We start from the raw sequence: 23,023 nt of genomic DNA, 5'->3' as shown, positions 1-23,023 counted from the left end.
TTAGATTTTATCGAATGCTTGTTCTAAATCAGCTTTGATATCATCAATATGTTCAATTCCTACAGAAAGTCTAAGCAAGCTTGGAGTGACTCCAGAAGCCAATTGCTCCTCTTCAGTTAATTGCTGATGAGTAGTAGCTGATGGTTGAATGATCAAAGTTTTAGCATCTCCTACATTTGCGAGGTGAGAGATCAAGTTCAAGCTATCTATGAACTCGGTAGCCTTTTCTTTTTCACCCTCAACTTCAAAACTCAAAACTCCACCAAATCCGTTTCTTAGATATTTTCTCGCTAATTGATGATAAGGGGAAGAGGCAAGTCCAGGATAATTTACTTTTCGAACTTTAGGATGTTTCTCCAGCCATTCTGCTAAAGCCAAAGCATTATCAACTGTACGCTGTACACGAAGTGAAAGTGTCTCCAAACCTTGTAATAAAAGAAAAGCATTGAAAGGGCTTTGAGAAGGCCCAAAATCCCGCAACCCTTCTACACGAGCACGGATAGCAAATGCAATATTTGGTAGGCCTAGAGGATTATTTTCACCGAAAACTTCCCAGAAATTCAATCCATGATAGCCTTCGGATGGTTTAGAGAATTGAGGATATATTCCATTTCCCCAATTGAAATTACCTCCATCTACGATTACTCCTCCAATGGATGTACCATGACCGCCAATCCATTTAGTAGCTGATGCTGTGACAATATTGGCACCATGATCTAAGGGTCTGAATAAGTAACCTCCTGCTCCGAAAGTATTATCTACGATTAATGGGATATCGTACTTCCTTGCCAAAGCTCCAATTGCCTCAAAATCAGGAATATTGAATTCTGGATTTCCAATTGTTTCTAGGTAAATAGCCTTAGTTTTTTCATCAATTAGTTTTTCAAAAGCTTCCGGCTGATCTCCTTTTGCAAAGCGCGCTTCGATTCCAATTCGTTTGAAAGCAACTTTAAACTGATTGTATGTTCCTCCATAGAGAAAGGAGGTGGAAATAAAGTTTTCGCCTGCTTGAAGAATATTATTTAAAGCTAGAAACTGAGCGGCTTGTCCGGATGAGGTAGCAACAGCTGCAACACCACCTTCCAAAGCTGCGATTCGCTTCTCAAATACATCTGTAGTTGGGTTCATGATCCGGGTATAAATATTCCCGAATTCTTTCAAGCCAAATAGATTGGCCCCATGTTCAGCAGAATTGAAAGTGTAAGAAGTGGTTTGATAAATCGGAACTGCTCTTGCATTGGTAGCAGCGTCAGGTTCCTGACCAGCATGAAGCTGAAGTGTCTCAAATTTGTAATTGGTAGACATAATTAATAAGGATTAAAGGTTAGAAAAAAGAATACAGTGAACCCCTTAGAATCAAAGTATGATTCTAAACATCGAATGAAGAGTTGAAGAAAAAGGGGAAATAAGTGGGGTATAAATCGTCATATCGTGAAGAATTTATAGTTCCAAGTGAGACCATCTCACCCGGCAGGATTTGGCACCTTTCCACTTTGGAAGGTTGCCAGAGGGTCGTAGAGCCTGTCTCTCGCCTCTTCTTTATAAATCCTCACCAAAAAAGTAAGGACACTTCAAAGTAAGTGTCCCATTTTTACAAATCAAAGCAAAGCCGAAAAGAAATTTTTAATGAGGTACTTTTAATTGTTCCTCACTATATCGGAAAATAGGGTCAATATTATCGAAATCTGCAGGAATGGAAACAAGTTCATTTACCAAGCCATCTTTGATTCCGTACACCCAACCATGAATGTGTGGGGCTTTACGCTCCATCCAGGCTTTCTGAATAATAGAAGTCTTGATAAGATCTTGACATTGTTCGATCACATTGTATTCAATTAATTTATCAAGCTTTCCATTTTGATCTTCTATCATATCGATTTTATCTCTGTATAAACGATAAACCTCCTTGATATTTCGAAGCCATTTATTGATCAAGCCCAAATGTTTATTGGAAAGAGCTGCTTCAACACCCCCACAGCCATAGTGTCCACATACGATGATATGCTCAACCTTTAGAACTTCAACTGCATATTGTAAGACAGATAATAGGTTAAGGTCAGTATGCACAACCATATTGGCTATGTTTCGATGAACGAAGATTTCACCTGGATCTGTACCAGTGATTTCATTGGCAGGAACACGGCTATCCGAGCAACCAATCCACAAAAATTTAGGCTTCTGTTGCTTGGCCAAACGTTCAAAAAATTTGACGTCGATTCCGGTTTTTTCCTCTGACCAGGCTTTGTTTTGTAATAGGAGCTTTTCGTAATCATTCATAGTGTTTCTTCTAGGTTGTATTTTAATCCTTCCGTATCGACTTCAATGTTTTTTTCGGGAGCGGAATTGATAAAATCATTCAATACTTCCTGAATGTCATGGTCGATAAATTGGGCTTTGGTGGCATTAATGATCACTTCGCTTCCATCTGGAATAGTTTCCAGCGCTTTGCGAAGGGGAGCTTTATTCAGGAAAGAGACATCCTTTTGAAGTTTGACTAGATATCTTCCATGGAGCTCTGTGATTTGTATGGATTTTCGATAATTCGTTCGCATTACAAAGAATACTCCAACGATAAGACCAATACCAATCCCAACCAGCAGGTCTGTAAAAAGTATGGCAAATACGGTGATGATAAATGGTAAAAATTGATTGAGTCCTTTTTCATACTCACTAACAAAAATTGCTGGTTTTGCTAGCTTAAAGCCAACCATAAATAGAACTGCAGCTAAACAACTCAAAGGGATTTGGTTTAAAACGCCAGCAATTCCAATTACCAAAACCAACAATAAAACACCATGCAAAATGGCAGCTAATTTGGTTTTCGAACCAGAGGCAATATTAGCAGATGTTCTTACGATTACAGCTGTAATAGGTAAACCCCCAATCAATCCAGAAACAGAATTTCCAATTCCTTGCGCTACTAATTCTCTGGAAGCAGGAGTCACTCTTTTCTTTGGATCCATTTTATCTCCCGCCTCAATGCTCAATAAAGTTTCAATACTTGCTATAACTGCAATGGTAAAAGCTATCACCCAAAAATCCCCACTTGTAATCATAGAAAAGCTTGGAAAGGTGACTAAGCCAGCAAAATCTTCTAACTTTTCAACCACCGGAATATTTACTAAATGTTCCCCTGTTAATTGCCAATCTGGAATGTAAATAGCGTAAAACTGGTTTGCCAAAATTCCAAAAACAACAGCCCATAAAGCACCGGGCACTATTCCTAGAATAGGATTATTCTTGATTTTAGGCCTTTCAAAAAAGAAAATGATCAACAGGGAAATTATGGTAATGGGAATTGCTCCTGGACAAAAATATTGAATGGCGTACCAGATTTCCGAAAAAGTATTCGCATTGTCTAATTGAAGAAAAGCCATATCTCCCATGGCATCTTTATCCCAACCCAAAGCATGTGGTATTTGCTTTAGAATCAAAATCAATCCTATTGCCGTCAACATTCCCTTGATTACAGAGTGGGGAAAATAATAACCCAAAATTCCGCCTTTCAACAGGCCGAAAATCAATTGGATTATCCCTGCTACAACTACAGTCCCTAGGAACAATTCAAATGTTCCTAAAGTGGAAATTGAATCCAAAACAATAACTGTTAATCCAGCTGCGGGACCACTCACACTTACATGTGAACCTGAAAGTGATCCAATAATGATTCCTCCAACAATCCCAGCTATCAGTCCGGACATAGGAGGTGCACCACTTGCAACTGCAATCCCCAAACAGAGAGGCAGGGCGACCAAAAATACGACTAGAGAAGCCTTGAGGTCATATTTTAAAGATGAGGTGGAAAAGTACTGGGGCATAATGGATTGAAAATAGATAAGATTTACTTATAACTAATATAAGGTAAATCCTAGCTTATTTTCAAGAAGAGATCAAACAATCATTTGCCAATCAATTTATTCACAGCGTTTTCTACACTTTCAAAATCAAAAGATCGAATGGCTTTTTGAAGTTTTTGATTGATTTCTTCCAAGTTCAAATTCCCAATACTTCCTTCATGACTATGGGAAACTTGTGTTTGATCTGGATTGAAATCCCCTGACTCAATATCTAGACCTACTTTTTTGTAGGCATCACGGAAAGGCATTCCTTTCAAAACCAAATCATTGACAACTTCAACGGAGAAGACATGTTGATAAAAAGGATCGTTTAGAATGTTTTTTCTGATTTGAATGGATTGAAGCATAAAAGTGGTCATTCGCACGCAATCCTTTAGACTTTCCAATGCCGGAAAAACCTCTTCTTTAAGCAATTGTAAATCTCGGTGATATCCAGTTGTTGAATTGGTCAGTAAAAGAGAAATGGTCTGAGGAACAGCTTGAATCTGATTGGTTTTGGCTCGGATCAATTCAAATACATCAGGATTCTTTTTGTGAGGCATAATGCTGGATCCTGTTGTCAATTCGTCAGGAAAGCTCACAAAAGAAAAATGCTGATTCATAAACAGGCAAATATCATCTGCCATTCTATTCAAAGTTGCTGCTATTCCAGCCATGGCAAAGGCTAAGGTACGTTCTGTCTTTCCACGGCTATTTTGAGCATTAATCACATTATGATGTAAGTCAGCAAATCCAAGTAATTGGGTGGTCATCGTTCTGTCAAGTGGAAAACTTGATCCATATCCTGCTGCTGATCCCAAAGGATTCTTATTGGAAAGGTCAAAAGCTGTTTTCAAAAGTTGAAGATCTTCTGCCAACCCTTCCAAAAAAGAAGCAAACCAAAGCCCGAAACTAGAAGGCATAGCCAATTGTGTATGCGTGTAGCCTGGCATCAAATCAGATTGGTGTTTTTCTGAAAGTTGGCTTAAAAGAAGCCCTAAATCGGTGATTTCAGCTACTAATTCTTGAATTGCAGCACGATAGTACAATTTCAAATCAACTAGAACCTGATCATTTCGGCTTCTTCCAGAATGTAGCTTTTTCCCAACTGGCCCAAGTCTATTAGTCAGCAAAAACTCCACCTGAGAGTGCACATCCTCAACTCCTTCCTCAATTTGGAATTCACCATTCTCGATCTCTTGGTAGATTTCTTTTAGTCCTTTTTGAAGACTTTGATTTTCCTCGGAAGTTAAAAGACCGATTTTTTCTAGCATCGCAGCATGTGCCATGGAACCCAAGACATCATAAGGAGCTAGAATTATATCAAACTCCGGATCTCTTCCGATGGTAAACTGTTCTACCTCTTTTTTATTTCCACTGGCTTTTTGCCAAATTTTCATAATTCTATTCTGATTTGATTTGAGCGTATTTTTCTAGCAAAACAACATAATCAACCACAGCTTTTTCAATTTCACGGACGTAAATAAATTCGTCAGCGCTGTGGGAGCGGGCTGAATCACCGGGGCCGATTTTTACGGATGGATAGGGGATAAGCGCCTGATCTGATAAAGTAGGGCTTCCAAAAGTTTCCATTCCACATTTCGCAGAGGCCCGAATAATTGGATGATCATCTGGAGTTTTTGAACTTCGAAGGCGGAGAGAACGAGGAATAAGTTTAGCGGATAGGGAATTTTCCAGTTCTTCAAGCGCTTCTTCTAATGTATAAGCATCTGTCACTCGGACATCCAAGGTATATGAACATAGATCAGGAACAACATTATGTTGGCTGCCAGCCTGAATGATAGTTGCAGTTACTTTTGATTTTCCGAGATAGGGTGAAATCTTTTTGAATTCAAAGTTTTTGACCTTTTCAAGGTCATCCAATGCCAAATAAATAGCATTAATTCCTTCATTTCTCGCTGCATGTCCAGGCTTCCCAAATACTTCAGCATCAAGTACCATTAAGCCCTTTTCAGCTAAAGCCATTTTCATTTGAGTAGGCTCACCTACAATCACCAATTCTGGTTCAGGCAAATGCTCTAGAACCATTGCAATACCCTTTTTACCTGAAATTTCTTCCTCGGCTGAAGCAATGTAAACAAGGTTGAAAGGGAGTTCTTTTTCTCTCAAAATCAAAAACGCTCCTAATAGGCTGACAAGTGGACCACCTGCATCGTTAGAGCCTAGACCAAACAGTTTTCCTTCTTCAATGTCCGGTGAAAATGGATCTCGAGTGTATGCCTTATTGGGTTTTACAGTATCATGATGGGAATTCAGCCAAACTGTTGGTTTGTTGGTGTCAAAAGGTTTAGCGTAAGCAACAATATTATTTCCAAAACGCTCAAAATCAACTTCCTTCTTGACTAAAAATTTGCTGATTGCTGTAGCTGTTTCCTCCTCTTTCTTGGAAAATGAAGGGATAGAAATCAGCTCTTGCAACAGCTGAATACATTCTTCAGTGACGAGTTCAAAGTTATCCATCAGTATAAATCGTAGCGATGCCGTTCAATGACGGTTCCTGATAATTTTCCTTTTGTAGAAAGCAAAAGGTTTTCTGCTTTACCTATCCAAACATGATTTACGCCTTTTTGCAAAGCTGCAAATGCATTATCTAGCTTTGGAATCATACCGGAATGGATCACATTTTCCTTTCTGAGTTCGGCGTAGATATCCTCATTGATCAATGGGATAATTGAGTTTTCATTTTTCTCATCGACTAAAACGCCAGCCTTATTGAAGCAAAAATAAAGGTTAACCTCATTGCCTCTTGATAAGCTTGTCGCTACGGCTGAAGCAATGCTATCGGCATTAGTATTCAAGAGTTGCCCATTTCCATCATGCGTAATTGCATTGAAAACGGGAACCAAATTAGCATCCAATAAATGACGGATCATGGATGTGTTTACTTCCTTCACATCGCCTACAAAACCATAATCAATTTCCTTGAAAGGACGTTTTTCTGAACGAATTGCATTTCCATCAGCACCGGTCATCCCAATCGCATTGACGCCTAAGGCTTGGAGTGAAGCTACCAGGTTTTTGTTGATCAATCCAGCATATACCATAGTCACGATATCCAAGGTGTCCTTGTCAGTAATTCTCCTTCCATCCACCATTTCTGGCATTACACCAAGAGACTCACCAAATCTGGAAGCCATAACCCCTCCACCATGAACCAAGATTTTATAGCCCGGAAACTTGGCGAATTGTTGGAGAAATTCTTCCAGTTTTTCTGGATTGTCAATGACATTTCCTCCGATTTTAATTACGGAAATTTTCATAGGCTGGGACCTAGGTGATTATTCAATAATTTTACTCAAAACAGCTTGAGCAGCGAAGATTCGATTTTTTGCTTGGACCTGGACTAAGGATCGGTCACTATCCAAAATCTCATCTGATAATTCTAAGTTTCTTCTAACAGGAAGACAATGCATGACCTTCGCGTTAGGAGCATTTACAAGGTGCTTTTGGGTGAGCATCCAACTCGGATCTGTGCTATGGATTTTACCATAATCCTGAAAGGATGACCAGTTTTTAACATACACAAAATCAGCTCCTTCCAGTGCTTTACTTTGATCGTATTCTAATGTAGCACCTTTTGTAAAACTTTCATCCAAATCATATCCCTCCGGATGAGTAATGGTTAGATCATAACCCATACCAAGTGACCATTCTGCGAAGCTATTGGCAACCGCATGAGGAATAGCTTTGATATGTGGAGCCCAAGTCAAAACAACTTTTGGCTTTCTATTTTCCTTTTGATATTCCTGCATGGTAATCATATCCGCTAAACTTTGCAGTGGGTGCCGAATAGCGGACTCTAGACTAACTACAGGAATTCCAGCATACTTGATGAATTGATTGATTACAAAATCACTTAAATCCTCTTGCTTTTGGGTCAAAGTTGGAAAAGCCCGTACTGCTAACACATCAAAAAAAGATCCCAAGACGCCAGCGGCATCTTTGATATGCTCTACAGTACCTTTGTTCATGATTGCACCGTCTTGCATTTCCAAGGCCCATCCTTCCTTATCCATATTGAGGACAATGGCTTCCATCCCTAAATTTTGAGCCGCTATTTGGGTACTTACTCGGGTTCTTAGTGATGGATTTAGAAAAATACAACCAATTCTTTTTCCTTGGCCTTTTTGGATATCCAATCGTGGATTGAATTTATACTCAAGCCCAAGATCAATTAATTCCTGTCCTAATTCCCTAGATTCAAATTGTGTGAATTGTTTCATCGTATGATTAGCCGTTTAGGCCAATAATGCTTTCAAAGCGCTTATAAACGAATTTAATTGATTCCATTCAACTGACAAGGGTGGAAGTAGTCGAATCGTTTCTTTTTTTGAGGCTGATCCAGTGAAAATTTTGTATTTGGAAACTAGTTCAGAACGGATTGATCCCGCTTCTCTGTCTAGATCTATTCCTATCATTAAGCCCTTTCCTCGGACCTCAGTGATATGTGGGATGGATTTTAACTCCTCTATCAATCGATCTCCTAACTTTTGAGCATTTTTCTGAAGCTCTTCAGATTCTAAAACTTCCAAAACAGCTAATCCCGCAGCGCAGGCTAGATGGTTTCCTCCAAAAGTAGTCCCAAGTAGCCCATAGCTTGCTTCAAAATCAGGCGAAATCAAGAGCCCGCCAATTGGGAATCCATTTCCCATTCCTTTTGCCATGGATATTAAATCCGGTTGTAAACCCTCAGCCCACTGGAAAGCGAAGAATTTTCCTGTTCGGCCAAAACCAGATTGAACCTCGTCCAAAATCAATTTTGCTCCATATGTTTTGCAAAGTTTGGATAGTCCTAAAAGAAATTCAGCATCCGGAACTTGAATTCCTCCAACTCCCTGAATACCTTCTATGATGACCCCTCCAATTGAATTGTTTTCGAATGCCTTTTCGACAGCCTCTAAATCTCCGAAAGGCAGGATATGAAAATCTTCCCGAGCATTACAGGGTGCTACAATTTTGGGATTATCAGTCAATGCAACGGCCCCTGAAGTTCTTCCATGAAATGAGCCACTAAAAGCAATCATTCCAGATTTCCCGGTTGCGAAGGAAGCTAATTTGATTGCATTCTCATTGGCCTCGGCTCCGGAATTACAAAGGAACAATTGATAGTCAGGAAGACCCGAAAGTTCCCCTAATTTGCTTGCATAAGCTTTTTGAATTGGGATTCGAACTGAATTCGAATAAAAAGCAATAGCATCCAATTGATCTTTAATACGCTTTACAAAATGCGGATGTGTGTGCCCGATTGAGATCACAGCATGCCCCCCGTAGAGATCCAAATATTCTTGACCTTGATCATCCCATAGTCTTGCGCCTTGAGCTTTTTCAATGGTGACAGGAATCAAGGGATAAACATCAAATAGTTTCATTTTCAAATAAGATTTGTGAGGCTTGGTTTTTACCTCAGCATGGATTTTTTTAATATTTCCTTTAAAAAGCGATGCTTTTCAAATTCAACCCGGTTTTCTCATCTAAACCAAAAGCTAAATTGAAGTTTTGAACTGCTTGACCCGAAGCACCCTTTAAAAGATTATCAATTGCTGAGTAAACAACCAATTGACCTGCTTCTTTTTGAATTTGAATCAAGCATTTGTTGGTATTAACCGCTTGTTTTAGGTCCAAATTCTCGGAGGTTACATGGGTGAAAGGCGAATCCTGATAAAATTCCTTGTATGCTTTTTCTGCTTCCTCCAAACTTCCTTCAAAAGGAAAATAAGCCGTTATCCAGATTCCTCGTGTAAAATTACCTCGGTAGGGGACGAAAAGAAGATCTGAATCAAAACCGACATTTACCTGTCCAAATGTCTGTTTGATCTCTTTGAGATGCTGATGCGTAAATAGCTTGTAAACAGAAATATTATTATTTCGGTAGCTGAAGTGAGAGGTGTCTGCCAATTTTTTTCCAGCACCTGTACTCCCTGTAATTCCAGAAATATGTACAATATCCTTCACCCAGCCTTGCGCAATTGACGGAAGAAGAGCCAATTGAATTCCAGTAGCAAAACAACCTGGATTGGCAATTTTCTTGGAAGACTTAATCTTCGATTTATTTACTTCCGGTAAACCATAGACAAAGCTATTTGACTCATCTCTAAAGTCTGTAGATAAATCAATAATTACAGTCGATTCTGGAAAGGGATGTTCCTCCAAAAAAGCTTTGGTTTGGCCATGCGGTAAACCTAAGAAAACCGCATCCAATCCTTCAGTTTCAACTCTGTCCGTGAAAATTAGATCACAATCACCAATCAAATCCGGATGAACAGTAGTAACAGGTTTTCCATTTTGACTATTCGAATGGATGTAAACCAATTCACAGTTAGGGTGATGAACCAATAAACGTATCAACTCACCACCTGTATATCCGGCAGCACCGATTATAGCTGTTTTGATTTTAGTCATGATGATTTACTTGGTGGAAAATAGCAGTTTGATTACCCAAGATTCGAGTGAAGCCTTTGACATCCTCTGCTGTATATCCTTTGTTCATTTCCCCATAGCTTCCAAACTTAGAAGACATCAAGTCATGGGAAGAGGATATTCCTAATAAGGTAAATCGTTTTTCTTCTAAACGAACGAATACATCTCCACTCACAAACTCCTGTGTAGAGGATAAGAATGCTTCCAAATTGCGCATAACAGGATCCAAATAATGACCCTCATGCAAGTGGTTGCCATAAAACTCAGCCATTTGATTCTTCCAGAAAAGCTGCCATTTGGTAAGCGTATGCTTTTCCAATAATTGGTGTGCTTTAATGATAATTAGTGGAGCAGCTGCTTCAAATCCAACTCTTCCTTTGATACCAATAATCGTATCACCAACGTGGATGTCTCGACCAATTCCATAAGGCGCTGCTAACTCCTGAAGTGTTTGAATAGCATCAACAGGATTATCAAAGCTTTTTCCATTCACACCTTTCAATTCACCTTGAACAAAAGTCAAAGAGACCTCCTTAGGCTCTTTTTCAGTGATTTGAGTTGGCCAAGCTTCCTCCGGAAGATAATCTGAAGAAGTCAAAGTTTCTTTTCCTCCAACTGACGTTCCCCATATACCTTTATTGATGGAATAAGCTGCTTTTTCGAAGTTCATGCTTACTCCATGTTTTTTCAAGTATTCAATCTCTTTCTGTCTGGAAAGTTTCAAATCTCGAATCGGAGTAATGATTTCAATATCTGGAACGATAGTCTGGAAAATCATATCAAATCGAACCTGATCATTTCCGGCACCAGTTGAACCATGCGCAACTGCTTTTGCAGCAATGGATTTAGCATAATCTGCAAGCGATTTAGCTTGGAGAATTCGTTCAGCAGATACAGATAGGGGATAGGTCCCATTTTTTAGCACATTACCAAAAATCAAGTATTTGATCACTTCTTGGTAATAGGTTTGAACTACGTCCAAAATAGTAAAAGAGGCGATTCCCAAAGAATTGGCTCTGGCTTCAATCGTTTTTAATTCCTCTTTTGAGAAGCCACCTGTATTTACGATTACAGCATGAACTTCATAGCCTAAATCTTTGGAAAGGTGCAGGGCACAAAAGGTAGTATCCAATCCACCACTATAGGCTAAAACAACTTTTTTCATTTTTCAGGATTTTCTGATTAGATAAATATACTCATGACCGATTTCTTAGAATTGGATAGCTTCAGGAAAACATACTTCTTAAGTCTTACCCAGCGGTCAAATAATTTGATTCGTTTATTAAAATCTTTCCGCAATGCCATTTCCGCCAACTTATTTTTAGGAGCATTGGGATCATATAGCATAGCAGTGCAAAGGCAGTTTTGACGGTTTTTAGACATCAAAATTTCATAATTTACACAGCTCTGACAGCCTTTCCAGAATTCATTGTCATCCGTCAAGTCAGCATAAGAAACTGGGATATAACCCAACTCGGAGTTGATTTTCATTACAGCCGGACCTGTGGTCAAACCGAAAATCTTGGAATCCGGATATTTACTTCGACTGAGTTTAAATATCTCCTGTTTGATTTTTCGAGCCAAACCATACTTTCGAAACTCAGGTGAAACGATCAAACCGGAGTTGGCAACATACTTACCATGACCCCAAGCTTCAATGTAGCAAAATCCTGCCCATCGGCCATCTCCGGTAAGAGCGATAACTGCTTTTCCTTCCTCCATCTTGGTCTCAACGTACTCAATGCTTCGCTTAGCGATACCTGTACCTCGAGCTTTTGCAGAGTTTGCCATTTCATCAGTGATTTCCTGAGAAAAGGATTTGTGGCTGGCGTCAGCCACCAGAATTTTAAAGGTGATTTCTTCCATAATTTTTTGGAGAAATTAAATGCTTGACAGCGGGAAATGAATTAAAGAAAAGGGAACGCGGAATATTGGATTTCCCACGTAGGGAAATAATGCATGCTGTAGGGTCAAACCCTGAAAAAATACCTTCGCCTCCTAATTGGAGAAAAATTAACAATAGGCTCAGAAACCACAACAGACACTCTGTGGAGACTTTCAGTTTGCGCTATGTTAAAGAGGGTTTTCATTTGAGGCTGTAAAGTTGTAACGATCGAAAAGATTATCCAAAATAATTTTCAAAAAATTCTTCTTTCCAACCGATCAATTGAAAATATTACAACCAAAACCGCTGAATATTTTTAAAATAGAAAATTTGTGAAATATAATTTGGGGCTATTTATGCGTTCCCTGACAATTCTTTTAGCGCTAAGACAAATTGATCCAGTTCATCGGTGCTTGTGTAAATATTTGGAGTAATACGACAACCTCTTACACCAGAGCCATCAATAGCTACTGTATAGATTTTATAATCATCCATCAATCGTTTAGCCATTTCAGCTGGTTTCATGCTGGAGATCCCCACGTTGGCAATAGCACAGGATCTATGTGGTTCGATAGGGGTATTTAAGTCGATATTTTTCAAACCTCTAACCTGATCCGACCAATATCTTTGTACATATCGAAGCCTGTCTTCTTTTCGCTTTCCTCCGATTTTTTCCTGAAACTCAATCGCATTAAGCACCGCTAAATCCGTTGCGACAGGATGAGTTCCGGTATGATTAAGATTCAATATGCCCGGCCTATCTAATTGGTATGGCGCCAAAAGTGGGCGGATTTTTTCTGCTTTTCCTTTTTTGACAAAGAGAAGGCCTGCACCAAGAGGTACACTCAACCATTTATGAAGGCTGGAACCGTAATAATCACAATCCAGGTCTTTCATGGAAAAAGTAAAATGTCCCACTGCATGCGCTCCATCCACCATGACTTCAACCCCATAACTATGAGCCATATCGCATATTTTTCGTACAGGAAGAATATGCCCTGTGATATTGACAATATGGGGGACCATGATTAATCGGGTCTTACTGGTAATAGCCCGCTCATAGACTGCTACAATTTCCTCATCGGATTGCGGATGCATAGGAATATCGATCTTTTTCAAATGTACTCCATGCCTTCTGTGAGCAAGTTCAAACATGGTCAGCATGCTTCCATAATCTTGATTAGACATGATAGCTTCATCACCACGATTCCAAGGGAAACCAGCAATAATCAAATCCAAGGATTCAGTTGTATTTCTGGTAATTGCGACTTCCTCAGGATCCGCATCGACTAATTCAGCAAGTTTTGCAGCTGATTTAGCTTTATTATCCCATTGAACAGTTCGCATGTAATAAGAACCTTGGTAATTGACTTCACGAATATGCTCTATATATTTCTCTAGCGTTTCCTGCGGCAAAAAGCAGTAATAGCCATTCTCTAAATTGATGTAATCAGGCTTCAGTTTATATCCTTTTCGAATCTGATCCCAAAGGTCAGGAGCATTGAAGTCCAGATTTTCCAAAGAAAAGGAAGATGCATTTGATTCAAAGGAAGCAAGGGATCCAAGGCCTAAACCGGCCAATGATTTAAGAAAGGTTCGTTTTTTCATGGTGCAGGGTCAGAGAATATAGGTTAATATCCAAACGATTAATAAGAGAATAGCCAACCAAGTGATCCAAGGAGAGCGTTTTGGAAACTCGTATTTGCAGATAGGACAAACTTGTGCCTTTTCATCTATTTCCATGGCACAAGAGGGGCATTCCTTCGTTTTCAAAATTGATTGAACTCTTTTGACGGTGTTGGGTTTTCTCCCTTAAGTAAATCAAAAGTCTATGAAAATCGAAATTTGGTCAGATGTAGTTTGCCCTTTTTGTTTTATTGGAAAAAGAAAACTCGAGCGAGCATTAGAAAAATTTCCGAATAAGAACGAGGTTGAGATTGAATGGAAAAGTTTTCAGCTAAATCCTGATGAAAAGTCAAATCCAAGGATCAGCAGCTTAGAGCATTTAGCGAATTCAAAAGGTTGGACCATGGAACAAGTCAGACAAATAACCTCTCAGGTGGTAGAAATGGGCCTTGAGCAGGGAATAAAGTTTGATTTTGAAAACACTGTGGTTGCTAATACACATCGAGCTCATCGCTTGCTTCATTTTGCTAAAGAAAATGGTAAAGGTGGAGAGATGAAGGAGCGATTGCTGAAAGCTTATTTTGTTGATGGGCTGAATGTAGATGACCCTGACATCTTAGAGAAACTCGTACTTGAAATAGGTCTCAAAAAAGAAGGAATAAATGATCTATTCAAGAGTGAAAGATATTCTGAAGCAGTGGAGCAGGACATCTACGAATCTCGATTAATCGGGGTCAGAGGTGTTCCATTTTTTGTATTTGATAGAAAATACGCCATATCAGGTGCGCAACCCGATGAAGTGTTTGAAGGAACTTTGGAAAAATCCTGGCTGGAATATTCAATAGATAAATCCTCAATAACTATTCAAAGTAATGAATCTGGTAATTCCTGTGATATAGACCAAGAGAATTGCTAAAAGAAAAAGCTCCAGAAAATGGAGCTTCTTCTTTGGTAGGTATTCAATATTAATTTTACCAAACGCCCCTAACTTTCATCTTAATTGTATACACAGCATCCATTGCTGTGATGAACAATGTTTTTCGATCCAAAGCGGCAAAGGTCACATTCGCAGTCCACTTTGCCGGGACAGGAATATGGGCGATTTTCTCACCCTTCGGGCTAAATACGGTCACTCCGTCGCCGGTTAGATAAATATTGCCACGGTTATCAATGGTCATCCCATCAGAGCCCATTTCACAGAAAAGCTCTTTATTGATCAAATATCCATCTTCCCGAATTTCATATCTGTAAGTTTTGCTGTCTCCGATGTCTGCCACATAAAGATATTTCCCATCAGGAGTTCCGATGATTCCATTGGGTTTTACCAGGTCTTCAGCTACTCTGAAAAATTCTGATCCATCTTCTGAAAGGAAATACACATGTTCTCCATCTTGTTCCAATTCATTTCCTCTAATTCCTTCCCAATAAGGGCGGACATACAATGGATCCGTGAAGTACATGCCACCTTTTGGTCTGACCCAAACATCATTTGGACCGTTTAGTTTTTTACCTCGAAAATTCTTTACTAAAACCGTTTCATTTCCTTTCGAATCGATCGCCCACAATTGATTCTCCTCATCAGCACAGGAGATCAAGGTACCATCTAATTTGAAGTACATGCCATTAGATCTGCCAGCATTTTCTTTGAAAACCGATACTTCCCCGGAAATGGCATTCCAATGTAAAATCCGATTATTTGGTTGGTCAGTAAAGTAGACATCACCTACTCGGCTAACGGCAGGACCTTCTGTGAAAGAAAAGCCATCCTTCACCTTTACCAATTCAGCACCTTTTTCAATTATTCCTTTTTTGTCTTCAATCTGAGCCATAAGCTGGGTAGTCATAAGTAAGCCTACTAATCCAAGTAGGGAAATCTGATATTTTTTCATTCTGTATTATTGATTAATTCTTTCCATTACTACGACCAAAACATCTAAATCTGGACTATATGCCATCCTACTTATATTTTGGTGGGAATCAATTGATATTTCTCCGATTTTATTCCAAATATTATCATTCCATTTCCGAGAAAAAATCTGATTACCTCTCCCCATCAAAATGGTGTTTTTATCCAACCAAATAAAGTCTCCTGAGCCTGGAAGAGACTTTCCTAGTGAGGATTTGTTTTTCTCCTTCATGTCATAGGCCTGCAACTCAAGTGCAGATCCTTCTGATAATTCTTGGGGATTATCAAGAGAAAGGTAGGTGATTTGATCAGTTTTGGGTCTTCGTTTGATAGACCTACCGATATTTTCATCCAAAGTCAAAATATTACCCCGTGATTGGGCGTAAACAAGCTGATTGGGCTCGCCAAGAATGAACATAGCCGCTTTGTTGTCATACCAATCATAGTATCCTACCGGTTGGATGTCGTCATACAATAATTCAGGTTCTCCAAAATTGGTAGGGTAGAGCCAGATTCGCTGCGTTCCATCTGCCTCCATCACCACGGAGGCAATGTACTGACCGCATTCAGTAATGGAAGGGGAAAACTCACTTCGATCAGCTGTTTTTGTCAGATTAGTGAATTTGTCACTTTCAAAATTGTAGACGATGATGTCATGATTTCCATCTTCATCAGCTGCTGAAAATACCAACTGATATTCATTGATAAAACTTGGTTGATTATCATAGGCATTTCTGTCCGTCAGAAGTTTTTCCGAACCAGAAACGATTTTTAGATTTTTTCCTTTTCCTTCAGTCTTTACTACTACAAGGTCAAAGGCATTTTGGGCAAAAGAACTGGTAAAGCTGATAGAAAGAAATAAGCTAGCTAGGAAAACAAATTTTCGCATAGATGAAATGAATTTCAGAACCAAATTACAAAATCAAGGTTAGAATGCTGTGGAAAAATTGAAGCTTTACAATCAGGAAGAAATGGATCAGCTGCGAACTAGGCAAGATCCCTTGGCAGATTTGGCTGTCATCTCTTTGATTGAAAGTCCTGATTTAGCTCGGGAAATCAATGGATGGAATCAAATCCCAGATCCACTTCCAAGTCATTTCCCAAAGGTTTTACGAGAATATTTTTTCTTTTTCCAAGAAGCAGCTGAACTAGCAGATCCTGATTTATTAAAAAAGGGACAAGAATTTTTTAGTCAAACGGGAGATATTTATTTAGGACTTCTTGGCTTTTATTCCCTGCCATATTGTTATGCATTTGGCGATGGAGCGCAGGTTTTGGTTCGCTCCAAGCGAATAGTTGATGAGATAGGCATTCGACTGGCAGAAACGGGATATTTTGTGATGGAGCTTTTCAAACCTGGAGGGTTTTACAAGGACCAAAGTCCTTATTTGACTTGCGCCAAAGTCAGATTAATTCATGCATACAGTCGCTATTTTATTTCCCATTATGCAACTGATTGGAAAGTGGAATATGGTGCTCCTATCAATCAAGAAGATATGCTGGGAACAAACCTTGCCTTTAGCATGATTGTACTTCGAGGTTTGACCAAGATGGGCTATTCAATAGAGTCAGAAACTTTCCAGTTGGTTTTGTCTTATTGGAAATGGCTTGGAGCTCTATTAGGAGTAGATGTTAAATTTTGGCCAGAATCACCCAAGGAAGCATTTGAATTGGATCGATTAATCAGGAAAAGGCACATGAAATCAACCAAGGCAGGAAAAAGATTGATTTCTGCTCTTGCTGAATATTATAAGCATAACATTCCTGATCAAATCGTCAGAAATCAAGTCGATTCTTTATTTAGCTTTTTCTTGGGAAAAGAAGCTTCTCAAGTATTAGGGATTTCCTCTGAAATAAATTTACCTGGCTCCTTGGTAGATTTGATTTTCAAATTCTCGGGTTGGAAAAATTATGGTTCCAAAAAGACCTACCAAAAAATCCGATCCATGATGGAAACTCAGCAAAAAGAGCAGTTTGGAAAACTGATACAATTGCAAATCCCTGTCCTTGAGCGTTCATAATCGGACAGTTTTTTGTTCGTTTATTTAGCATATTTTTAGAAAAATTGGTTAAAAGTGGTCAAAAAACAGCAATTTAGGTGCTGGCATCCTTTTCGTATAATTCCAAGACATGAAAGCAATCATCCATAGACTTAAAAAGATTCCGTTGGAACTTGTCTTTTGGATTGGGAGCATCCTAGCGATTCTCACGATTGACCCTTGGGGAGCACAACACTTTACGCTTTGCCCTTTGGAAAATCTAGGATTCGATTGGTGTCCGGGCTGTGGATTGGGAAGATCCATGAACTTACTCGCAAGAGGGGAGTTTCAAGCTTCCTGGGACATGCACCCTCTGGCTTCTTTGGCGTATGTGGTGATTCTTTCTCGAATTTGGAATTTAATTAACAACCTTAAAGCAACACACAATTATGGCTAATGTATTGAGACACTTGCCCGAACTAGAAGGAATGGAATTAGGCTACATTCAGGGCTTGATGAAAAACATGGACGATGAGCAAGCGTCCCTCTTTGCCCAAGTTTACCGGGCTAGAAGAAAAGATGCTCAGATGATTCTAATTCTTACTTTATTAGGATTCTTTGGATTTGCCGGACTTCACCGATTTATACTTGGTCAGATTGGCTTGGGTATTTTGTATATCCTTACTGTCGGACTTTGTTTCATCGGTACCATTGTAGACTTGGTGAATTATAAAAGCCTGGCTTATGAGTATAACATAAAAATGGCTCATGAAACACTTGCGATGCTATCCAATCAATTCCCTTCAGTCAACGAGGCTAGCGATAGCTCTAACGCTTGATAAAAGTTCTTAAACCACTAACCGAAAAACTCCAGAAACCTGGAGTTTTTTTATTTACCAATTGTCATCATCAAAAGCCTCTTCACTTTCTTCCGGTCCTTCTTCAAAGTATTCTTTTCCTTTTTCTGAAAGCAAAAGATGAAACTGGGTCAATGAATGATAACTATTCTCTAACTCCTCAAAGGAAGCTTGCTGATAATGAAAGGGAATAGATATAAAATTTGTCTGCTTGGAGGAAAATGGAGGAGGGGTTTCAGCATCAAAGAAAAAGGGCCATAAGGTTTTACCACATGAAATCCCCCATCTAGTAATGGGATATTGATCTGCATAAAAGTTTAACCGCTCATTGATCTCAATAAAAAATCGTTCGGTTTCTGCTAGTCGAATTCTCGAGCCTGCTCGTGATTTTCCTTTTGTTTTCAGATGTTTGATTTGGGATTTCCCTTGTTTTTGTCGCACCATATATGCCCGAAAAACTTTGTGATCAATCAGATGACCATTATGGAAATATCCAGTAAAAGCTTGACCGGCCTTAATGGACACAAGTGCTAAATGAAAATCATCTATTTTTTGAAGTGAATTATCTGTCCACAAATAATCCCAAGGAAGAAAAATCTTTGCCAGCCAATTGTGCTGAAAAGTAATTTCAACCTGATGTTTTGTCGGGCTATAATCAATGTCTAAGCCCATTTCCATAGCTTTTTTCCGAATCTTTGACCATTGGTCAAATCGGATAACTTGGTAATTGGGGATTTTCATGGAAGGACTCAATGTGATCGGCTATATTTGCAAATAAAAACAAAAAAATGGAGGAGGAAATCGAAAAGCTTTTCCAAAAAATGCTAGATCCTGAAGAATCAGAGGCCTACTATTTTGCGGATAAATTGGGACAAAAAGCAGATGAAAAGGTAAAAGACCGCTTAATTGAATTGGTAGCTGATGAGGATTGGGAAAAGGCCTATTTAGCTTGCCGAGCTCTCTCCAAAACTCCTTGGAATGAGGAGTCATTGGATGCAATTTTCAAAGTCATCTACGATCGGAAAAATAAATTAAAGCAGGGGGCCTTTGTGCAGATTTTGGAAGAGTTTGACCTCAGTCAGCGATTTGTGGATGTTTTTAGAGTTTACCTATTTGGCAATTTCAAGGCATCAACATTAGCTAAGGATTATTTAGATCAGGTAGAATTTGAAATTTCTCCCCGAACCATCCGAAAAGCAGAAAAGCATTGGAATCACTATTTGAATAATCCAGAAGATGCTGACAGTCTCGAACTTAAAAGAAAGGAAGTAGAGCCTATGTTGCTAGAAATGAAAGAATTATTTTCTTAAACGCCTACAACATTTGGTTTGTAATGGAGTTTAATAAAAGTATGAGGGAGTTAGATGTCATAGAGCTTCATAGCCAGTTTTTGGGCGAATTTGGATTCGATTTTCATCCTAGCCACCTCATGTTTTTCAAGAATTTTCCTCAAGGCAAACAAGTAATATTCATCCATTACAGCGAATATCCAGAAGCAAGTTATCTGGAGTACAATTTGGGGGTACGAATTGATCGAGTTGAAGAAATCATCCATCAATTTTTACCCACCTTAAGTGATTATGCTCAGCGGTCCATTACATTGATTCAAAAAGCAAATAAAATCGGGAAGGGTATTCCTGCTCGATTTGTCCTTGAAAATGATTCGCAGCTTGCGGATGCGATTATGGCTGCAGAGAAGTTTTTTGTATCCCATGGATTCCATTGGATGGATCAAATGATTAATCCGACCACTCTCGAAAAAGCTTTTGCAGATCGAAAAGAACGAGCTTTTAGCACACAAAATTTCGTTTACTATGCATTCAGGGGAATTACGCTAGCCAAATTGTACAACCCGGAAGACTATCCTGTATTACGAAAAATCTATTTAGATGAAATCAAAAAACAAGGAATGACACCTTTTACAATTGCCTCATTCTTACACCTGCTGCATTACCTCGATAATCTCCCAGATTAATTTTTCTTTTTCTTAACGCCACGTACAGCTTCTGATTCTAATGGATTATCTGGCCAATAGTGCTTGGGGTATCGTCTTTTCAATTCCTTTTTGACTTCGAAGTAACCGTTAGTCCAGAAACTTTTTAAATCCTGTGTGACTTGGACGGGCTTAAAACCCGGAGAAAGCATTTCAATTAATACAGGAGTTTTTCCTTGATTTATCCTCGGAGTATCTGTCAATCCAAAGAGTTCTTGAAGTCTTACGGATAGGATTGGGGCCTCACCATCTGACCTATATTGAATTTTGATTTTACTTCCTGAAGGAACTTCAATTCGTTCAGGAGCTAATTCAATTAACATTTGCTGATGCTCGAAATCCAAGCTGTGTGTTAAAATTTGAACAAGGTTTAATTTTTTCAAATCCTCATTTTTAGAAACGGATTCCAAATACGGCTCCAACCATTCTTCAGCATTTCTACATAAATTCATCACTGACCATTCAGGCCAATTTTGATCTGAATTCCAAAACCTAAGTGATTGGACGCGATAGAGCAGTTGAATTACCTCCTCATTCCAATCCAATAAAAACTCACCCTCATCCACAATGGCATCTATAACAGCTTGTATTGCCAAATCCTTGGGAATGGTCTTCAATGGTCTTGTACCCAAAATTATAGCACCAATTCGAACTTCTGAATGGGCAATCAAGCCTCCTTTTTTCCTATCCCAAGTCAAAACTTCTTTGATCTTTAGAAGAGGAGCTAAGTCTTTTGGATTCAAGGGAGCAGCTAGCCAAATTTTCCCCATTCCTTCACGAGCATCCACATGTGCCACAGCTAGCCAAGACTCATGTGCCAAATCATCCCGATGGCTGATTTGAGCAATTTTTCCATTTGACAATTGGAATTGAGCATTGTTTCCCGGGCGAGCTGCCGCTATTCGTTCTGGGTAGGCAAAAGCCAAAAGTAAACCCGTTTGCCAAGGGTCAACTATTTGATTTTCTGCTTTTATCCCAAACATTTTTCGGTATTGATCGGCTACTTTTTCGATCTTTTTGATGCGAGCAATGCTTACTCCTCGATCTCTATATTTTCGAAGTGCTTCGATCCGGAGATTAATATCTACCCCTGAATTCTGTGGCAAAGGATCTCGCTCCTCCAAAATTGCAGCAATGTCTGTCGCTAAGGGCAATTGACCTTCTTTTTTAGCGAAAAGCAGCATATGGGCAATCCTAGGATGAAGCGGTAATTGGTGAATTTCTTTACCATGCTCGGTCAGTATTCCATTATCCAAAGCCCCTAAGTCTTCCAATGATTTTTCAGAAAAAGCTAAGGTTCCAGATGGAGGAGGAGTTAACCAAACCATTTCCTGGATATTTTCTTTTCCCCAGACTTTCATGTCCAAAACCAATGATGTCAAATCAGCCTCCAAAATCTCTGGAGTTCTAAAATCTAATAATTGAGACTGAGTGCCTTTGGTCCAAAGCCGATAGGAATGACCAGCGGTCAATCTTCCTGCCCGCCCACTTCGCTGATCAGCAGAATCTTTACTGATTCGGTGTAAAACCAAACGAGATAAACCTGACCTTGGATCGAATCGATTTGATTTAGCAAACCCAGAATCAACCACTACTCTGACTCCTTCAATAGTAAATGAAGTCTCAGCAATATCTGTGGAAAACACAATTTTTCTCTTACCTGAAGGATGCGGTAAAATGGCCCGCTGCTGTTCGGATGGAGAAAGTTGACCGTAAAGAGGAACAACGATATCCTCGGGCAAAGCTCCTTTTAGAATTTCTGCAGCTTTCTTGATTTCATTTTGTCCGGGTAGAAAAACCAAAAAGTCCCCCTCATGCTGTTTGGTTAATGGAATAACTTGCCTCGCAGTATCCTCTCCAATTGCGTATTCATCAACTTCCTGTAAATAGTGAATCTCTACAGGATATTGTTTTCCTTGACTTTGAATCACATTTGCACCAAGCATTTCAGAAAGCTTCTGTGCATCCAAAGTCGCGGACATAATCAGGATCCTTAAATCTGGGCGCAAGATTTCTTGGACTTCTCTAGAAAGAGCCAATGCCACTTCTGAAAAAAGATTTCTTTCATGAAACTCATCAAAAATAATTAAGCCAACATCCTCCAAAGCATTATCGTTTTGGAGCATTCGAGTGAGAATTCCTTCTGTAATCACCTCCAGCCTTGTTTTCTCGGAAATGGCAGATTCAAATCGGATCCGATATCCCACCTTTTCACCTAAATTCTCACCAAGCATAAAAGCCATTCGCTGAGCAATACTTTTGGTAGCTAGACGTCTAGGTTCTAGAAGGATGATTTTTTTACCATTTAGCCATGGCTCATTCAGAAGGGCTAAAGGCAATAAAGTACTTTTTCCAGCTCCAGGAGGTGCCTGAATGATTAAGGAATTGGATTTAGAAAGGGATTCTTGGACCGTAGGAATTATTTCAGCTACGGGAAGGTCAAAAGCCTGGGGATCAAAAGTGCTCATCTAGGCACAAAATTAAAAAAGCCATCAGGATTCCC

Annotated in this window: 22 protein-coding genes and 1 riboswitch; of the genes, 6 read left to right on the top strand and 16 right to left on the bottom strand. The window is 39.3% G+C overall.

Annotated features, from left to right (window positions below; all coding sequences use genetic code 11):
- From NY014_RS03660 to NY014_RS03605, 12 genes are all read right to left on the bottom strand, one after another.
- On the bottom strand, positions 1-1,305 hold the full coding sequence (locus tag NY014_RS03660; protein ID WP_259413174.1) for an O-acetylhomoserine aminocarboxypropyltransferase/cysteine synthase family protein: 1,305 nt from the start codon (positions 1,303-1,305) through the stop codon (positions 1-3).
- A 132-nt stretch (positions 1,306-1,437) separates the two neighbouring features.
- Positions 1,438-1,548: riboswitch (SAM riboswitch) on the bottom strand.
- Between the two features lie 75 nt (positions 1,549-1,623).
- Positions 1,624-2,277 (bottom strand): carbonate dehydratase, encoded by a 654-nt coding sequence (gene can, locus NY014_RS03655; RefSeq protein ID WP_259413173.1) that lies wholly within the window; start codon positions 2,275-2,277, stop codon positions 1,624-1,626.
- Positions 2,274-3,818 (bottom strand): SulP family inorganic anion transporter, encoded by a 1,545-nt coding sequence (locus NY014_RS03650; RefSeq protein ID WP_259413172.1) that lies wholly within the window; start codon positions 3,816-3,818, stop codon positions 2,274-2,276. The genes can and NY014_RS03650 overlap by 4 nt, the downstream gene beginning before the upstream one ends.
- An 80-nt stretch (positions 3,819-3,898) precedes the next feature.
- A complete protein-coding gene (gene argH / locus NY014_RS03645) occupies positions 3,899-5,236 on the bottom strand; it encodes an argininosuccinate lyase (protein WP_259413171.1) in 1,338 nt (445 codons plus the stop codon).
- 4 nt (positions 5,237-5,240) lie between these two features.
- On the bottom strand, positions 5,241-6,317 hold the full coding sequence (locus NY014_RS03640; protein ID WP_259413170.1) for a M20/M25/M40 family metallo-hydrolase: 1,077 nt from the start codon (positions 6,315-6,317) through the stop codon (positions 5,241-5,243).
- A complete protein-coding gene (argB, locus tag NY014_RS03635) occupies positions 6,317-7,117 on the bottom strand; it encodes an acetylglutamate kinase (protein ID WP_259413169.1) in 801 nt (266 codons plus the stop codon). Before argB ends, NY014_RS03640 begins: the two co-directional genes overlap by 1 nt.
- 18 nt (positions 7,118-7,135) lie before the next feature.
- Positions 7,136-8,080 (bottom strand): Rossmann-fold NAD(P)-binding domain-containing protein, encoded by a 945-nt coding sequence (locus NY014_RS03630; RefSeq protein WP_259413168.1) that lies wholly within the window; start codon positions 8,078-8,080, stop codon positions 7,136-7,138.
- Between the two features lie 15 nt (positions 8,081-8,095).
- A complete protein-coding gene (locus NY014_RS03625; RefSeq protein WP_259413167.1) occupies positions 8,096-9,226 on the bottom strand; it encodes an aspartate aminotransferase family protein in 1,131 nt (376 codons plus the stop codon).
- 61 nt (positions 9,227-9,287) lie between these two features.
- Positions 9,288-10,256, bottom strand: coding sequence for an N-acetyl-gamma-glutamyl-phosphate reductase (argC, locus tag NY014_RS03620; protein ID WP_259413166.1), 969 nt, complete (start codon positions 10,254-10,256; stop codon positions 9,288-9,290).
- Positions 10,249-11,439 carry an argininosuccinate synthase gene (locus NY014_RS03615; RefSeq protein ID WP_259413165.1) on the bottom strand — a complete coding sequence of 397 codons (1,191 nt, stop codon included), beginning with the start codon at positions 11,437-11,439 and terminating at the stop codon, positions 10,249-10,251. Before NY014_RS03615 ends, argC begins: the two co-directional genes overlap by 8 nt.
- A 17-nt stretch (positions 11,440-11,456) precedes the next feature.
- The gene (locus NY014_RS03610) at positions 11,457-12,140 is read right to left on the bottom strand and encodes a GNAT family N-acetyltransferase (RefSeq protein WP_135070859.1); all 684 of its coding nucleotides are present in this window, start codon (positions 12,138-12,140) and stop codon (positions 11,457-11,459) included.
- 373 nt (positions 12,141-12,513) lie between these two features.
- Positions 12,514-13,767, bottom strand: coding sequence for an aminotransferase class V-fold PLP-dependent enzyme (locus NY014_RS03605; RefSeq protein ID WP_259413164.1), 1,254 nt, complete (start codon positions 13,765-13,767; stop codon positions 12,514-12,516).
- A 223-nt stretch (positions 13,768-13,990) separates the two neighbouring features.
- Between NY014_RS03605 and NY014_RS03600 the strand changes: the two genes are divergently transcribed.
- Positions 13,991-14,701: a DsbA family oxidoreductase gene (locus NY014_RS03600; protein ID WP_259413163.1), complete on the top strand. Its 711-nt coding sequence runs from the start codon at positions 13,991-13,993 to the stop codon at positions 14,699-14,701.
- A 55-nt stretch (positions 14,702-14,756) separates the two neighbouring features.
- Here NY014_RS03600 and NY014_RS03595 read toward each other — a convergent pair whose 3' ends face one another.
- Together NY014_RS03595 and NY014_RS03590 are read right to left on the bottom strand one after the other, a co-directional pair.
- Positions 14,757-15,674: an SMP-30/gluconolactonase/LRE family protein gene (locus NY014_RS03595; protein ID WP_259413162.1), complete on the bottom strand. Its 918-nt coding sequence runs from the start codon at positions 15,672-15,674 to the stop codon at positions 14,757-14,759.
- Positions 15,675-15,680: 6 nt separating this feature from the next.
- On the bottom strand, positions 15,681-16,580 hold the full coding sequence (locus NY014_RS03590; protein WP_259413161.1) for a TolB family protein: 900 nt from the start codon (positions 16,578-16,580) through the stop codon (positions 15,681-15,683).
- 49 nt (positions 16,581-16,629) lie between these two features.
- Here NY014_RS03590 and NY014_RS03585 point away from each other — a divergent pair, with 49 nt between their 5' ends.
- The 3 genes from NY014_RS03585 (at position 16,630) to NY014_RS03575 (ending at position 18,509) form a co-directional block, all read left to right on the top strand.
- Positions 16,630-17,712, top strand: a complete 1,083-nt coding sequence (locus NY014_RS03585; protein WP_259413160.1) for an oxygenase MpaB family protein — start codon at positions 16,630-16,632, stop codon at positions 17,710-17,712.
- 109 nt (positions 17,713-17,821) lie between these two features.
- A complete protein-coding gene (locus tag NY014_RS03580; RefSeq protein WP_135070841.1) occupies positions 17,822-18,127 on the top strand; it encodes a DUF2752 domain-containing protein in 306 nt (101 codons plus the stop codon).
- On the top strand, positions 18,120-18,509 hold the full coding sequence (locus tag NY014_RS03575; protein ID WP_259413159.1) for a TM2 domain-containing protein: 390 nt from the start codon (positions 18,120-18,122) through the stop codon (positions 18,507-18,509). Before NY014_RS03580 ends, NY014_RS03575 begins: the two co-directional genes overlap by 8 nt.
- A 54-nt stretch (positions 18,510-18,563) precedes the next feature.
- On the opposite strand, the gene NY014_RS03570 is transcribed toward NY014_RS03575, so the two are convergent.
- Positions 18,564-19,268 carry a hypothetical protein gene (locus NY014_RS03570; protein WP_259413158.1) on the bottom strand — a complete coding sequence of 235 codons (705 nt, stop codon included), beginning with the start codon at positions 19,266-19,268 and terminating at the stop codon, positions 18,564-18,566.
- A gap of 47 nt (positions 19,269-19,315) precedes the next feature.
- Here NY014_RS03570 and NY014_RS03565 point away from each other — a divergent pair, with 47 nt between their 5' ends.
- Together NY014_RS03565 and NY014_RS03560 are read left to right on the top strand one after the other, a co-directional pair.
- On the top strand, positions 19,316-19,837 hold the full coding sequence (locus NY014_RS03565; protein ID WP_259413157.1) for a HEAT repeat domain-containing protein: 522 nt from the start codon (positions 19,316-19,318) through the stop codon (positions 19,835-19,837).
- 41 nt (positions 19,838-19,878) lie between these two features.
- Complete coding sequence (locus NY014_RS03560; RefSeq protein ID WP_259413156.1) at positions 19,879-20,502, top strand: hypothetical protein; 624 nt, start codon at positions 19,879-19,881, stop codon at positions 20,500-20,502.
- On the opposite strand, the gene hrpB is transcribed toward NY014_RS03560, so the two are convergent.
- Entirely contained in the window at positions 20,499-22,988 is a 2,490-nt protein-coding gene (gene hrpB / locus NY014_RS03555; protein ID WP_259413155.1) for an ATP-dependent helicase HrpB, read from the bottom strand. The genes NY014_RS03560 and hrpB overlap by 4 nt on opposite strands.
- Positions 22,989-23,023 lie beyond the last annotated feature (35 nt).

The sequence above is a fragment of the Algoriphagus limi genome (genome assembly GCF_024919275.1).
Taxonomy (GTDB): Bacteria; Bacteroidota; Bacteroidia; order Cytophagales; family Cyclobacteriaceae; genus Algoriphagus; species Algoriphagus limi.
This window is presented reverse-complemented; position numbering and strand designations above follow the sequence as displayed.

Coding starts and splice junctions, on each gene's coding strand:
- NY014_RS03570 (WP_259413158.1), bottom strand. CDS start 19,268: ATGAAAATCCCCAATTACCAAGTTATCCGATTTGACCAATGGTCAAAG.
- argH (WP_259413171.1), bottom strand. CDS start 5,236: ATGAAAATTTGGCAAAAAGCCAGTGGAAATAAAAAAGAGGTAGAACAG.
- NY014_RS03605 (WP_259413164.1), bottom strand. CDS start 13,767: ATGAAAAAACGAACCTTTCTTAAATCATTGGCCGGTTTAGGCCTTGGA.
- hrpB (WP_259413155.1), bottom strand. CDS start 22,988: ATGAGCACTTTTGATCCCCAGGCTTTTGACCTTCCCGTAGCTGAAATA.
- NY014_RS03600 (WP_259413163.1), top strand. CDS start 13,991: ATGAAAATCGAAATTTGGTCAGATGTAGTTTGCCCTTTTTGTTTTATT.
- NY014_RS03565 (WP_259413157.1), top strand. CDS start 19,316: ATGGAGGAGGAAATCGAAAAGCTTTTCCAAAAAATGCTAGATCCTGAA.
- NY014_RS03610 (WP_135070859.1), bottom strand. CDS start 12,140: ATGGAAGAAATCACCTTTAAAATTCTGGTGGCTGACGCCAGCCACAAA.
- NY014_RS03595 (WP_259413162.1), bottom strand. CDS start 15,674: ATGAAAAAATATCAGATTTCCCTACTTGGATTAGTAGGCTTACTTATG.
- NY014_RS03580 (WP_135070841.1), top strand. CDS start 17,822: ATGAAAGCAATCATCCATAGACTTAAAAAGATTCCGTTGGAACTTGTC.
- NY014_RS03660 (WP_259413174.1), bottom strand. CDS start 1,305: ATGTCTACCAATTACAAATTTGAGACACTTCAGCTTCATGCTGGTCAG.
- argB (WP_259413169.1), bottom strand. CDS start 7,117: ATGAAAATTTCCGTAATTAAAATCGGAGGAAATGTCATTGACAATCCA.
- argC (WP_259413166.1), bottom strand. CDS start 10,256: ATGACTAAAATCAAAACAGCTATAATCGGTGCTGCCGGATATACAGGT.
- NY014_RS03590 (WP_259413161.1), bottom strand. CDS start 16,580: ATGCGAAAATTTGTTTTCCTAGCTAGCTTATTTCTTTCTATCAGCTTT.
- NY014_RS03630 (WP_259413168.1), bottom strand. CDS start 8,080: ATGAAACAATTCACACAATTTGAATCTAGGGAATTAGGACAGGAATTA.
- NY014_RS03650 (WP_259413172.1), bottom strand. CDS start 3,818: ATGCCCCAGTACTTTTCCACCTCATCTTTAAAATATGACCTCAAGGCT.
- NY014_RS03615 (WP_259413165.1), bottom strand. CDS start 11,439: ATGAAAAAAGTTGTTTTAGCCTATAGTGGTGGATTGGATACTACCTTT.
- NY014_RS03625 (WP_259413167.1), bottom strand. CDS start 9,226: ATGAAACTATTTGATGTTTATCCCTTGATTCCTGTCACCATTGAAAAA.
- NY014_RS03575 (WP_259413159.1), top strand. CDS start 18,120: ATGGCTAATGTATTGAGACACTTGCCCGAACTAGAAGGAATGGAATTA.
- NY014_RS03560 (WP_259413156.1), top strand. CDS start 19,879: ATGAGGGAGTTAGATGTCATAGAGCTTCATAGCCAGTTTTTGGGCGAA.
- NY014_RS03640 (WP_259413170.1), bottom strand. CDS start 6,317: ATGGATAACTTTGAACTCGTCACTGAAGAATGTATTCAGCTGTTGCAA.
- can (WP_259413173.1), bottom strand. CDS start 2,277: ATGAATGATTACGAAAAGCTCCTATTACAAAACAAAGCCTGGTCAGAG.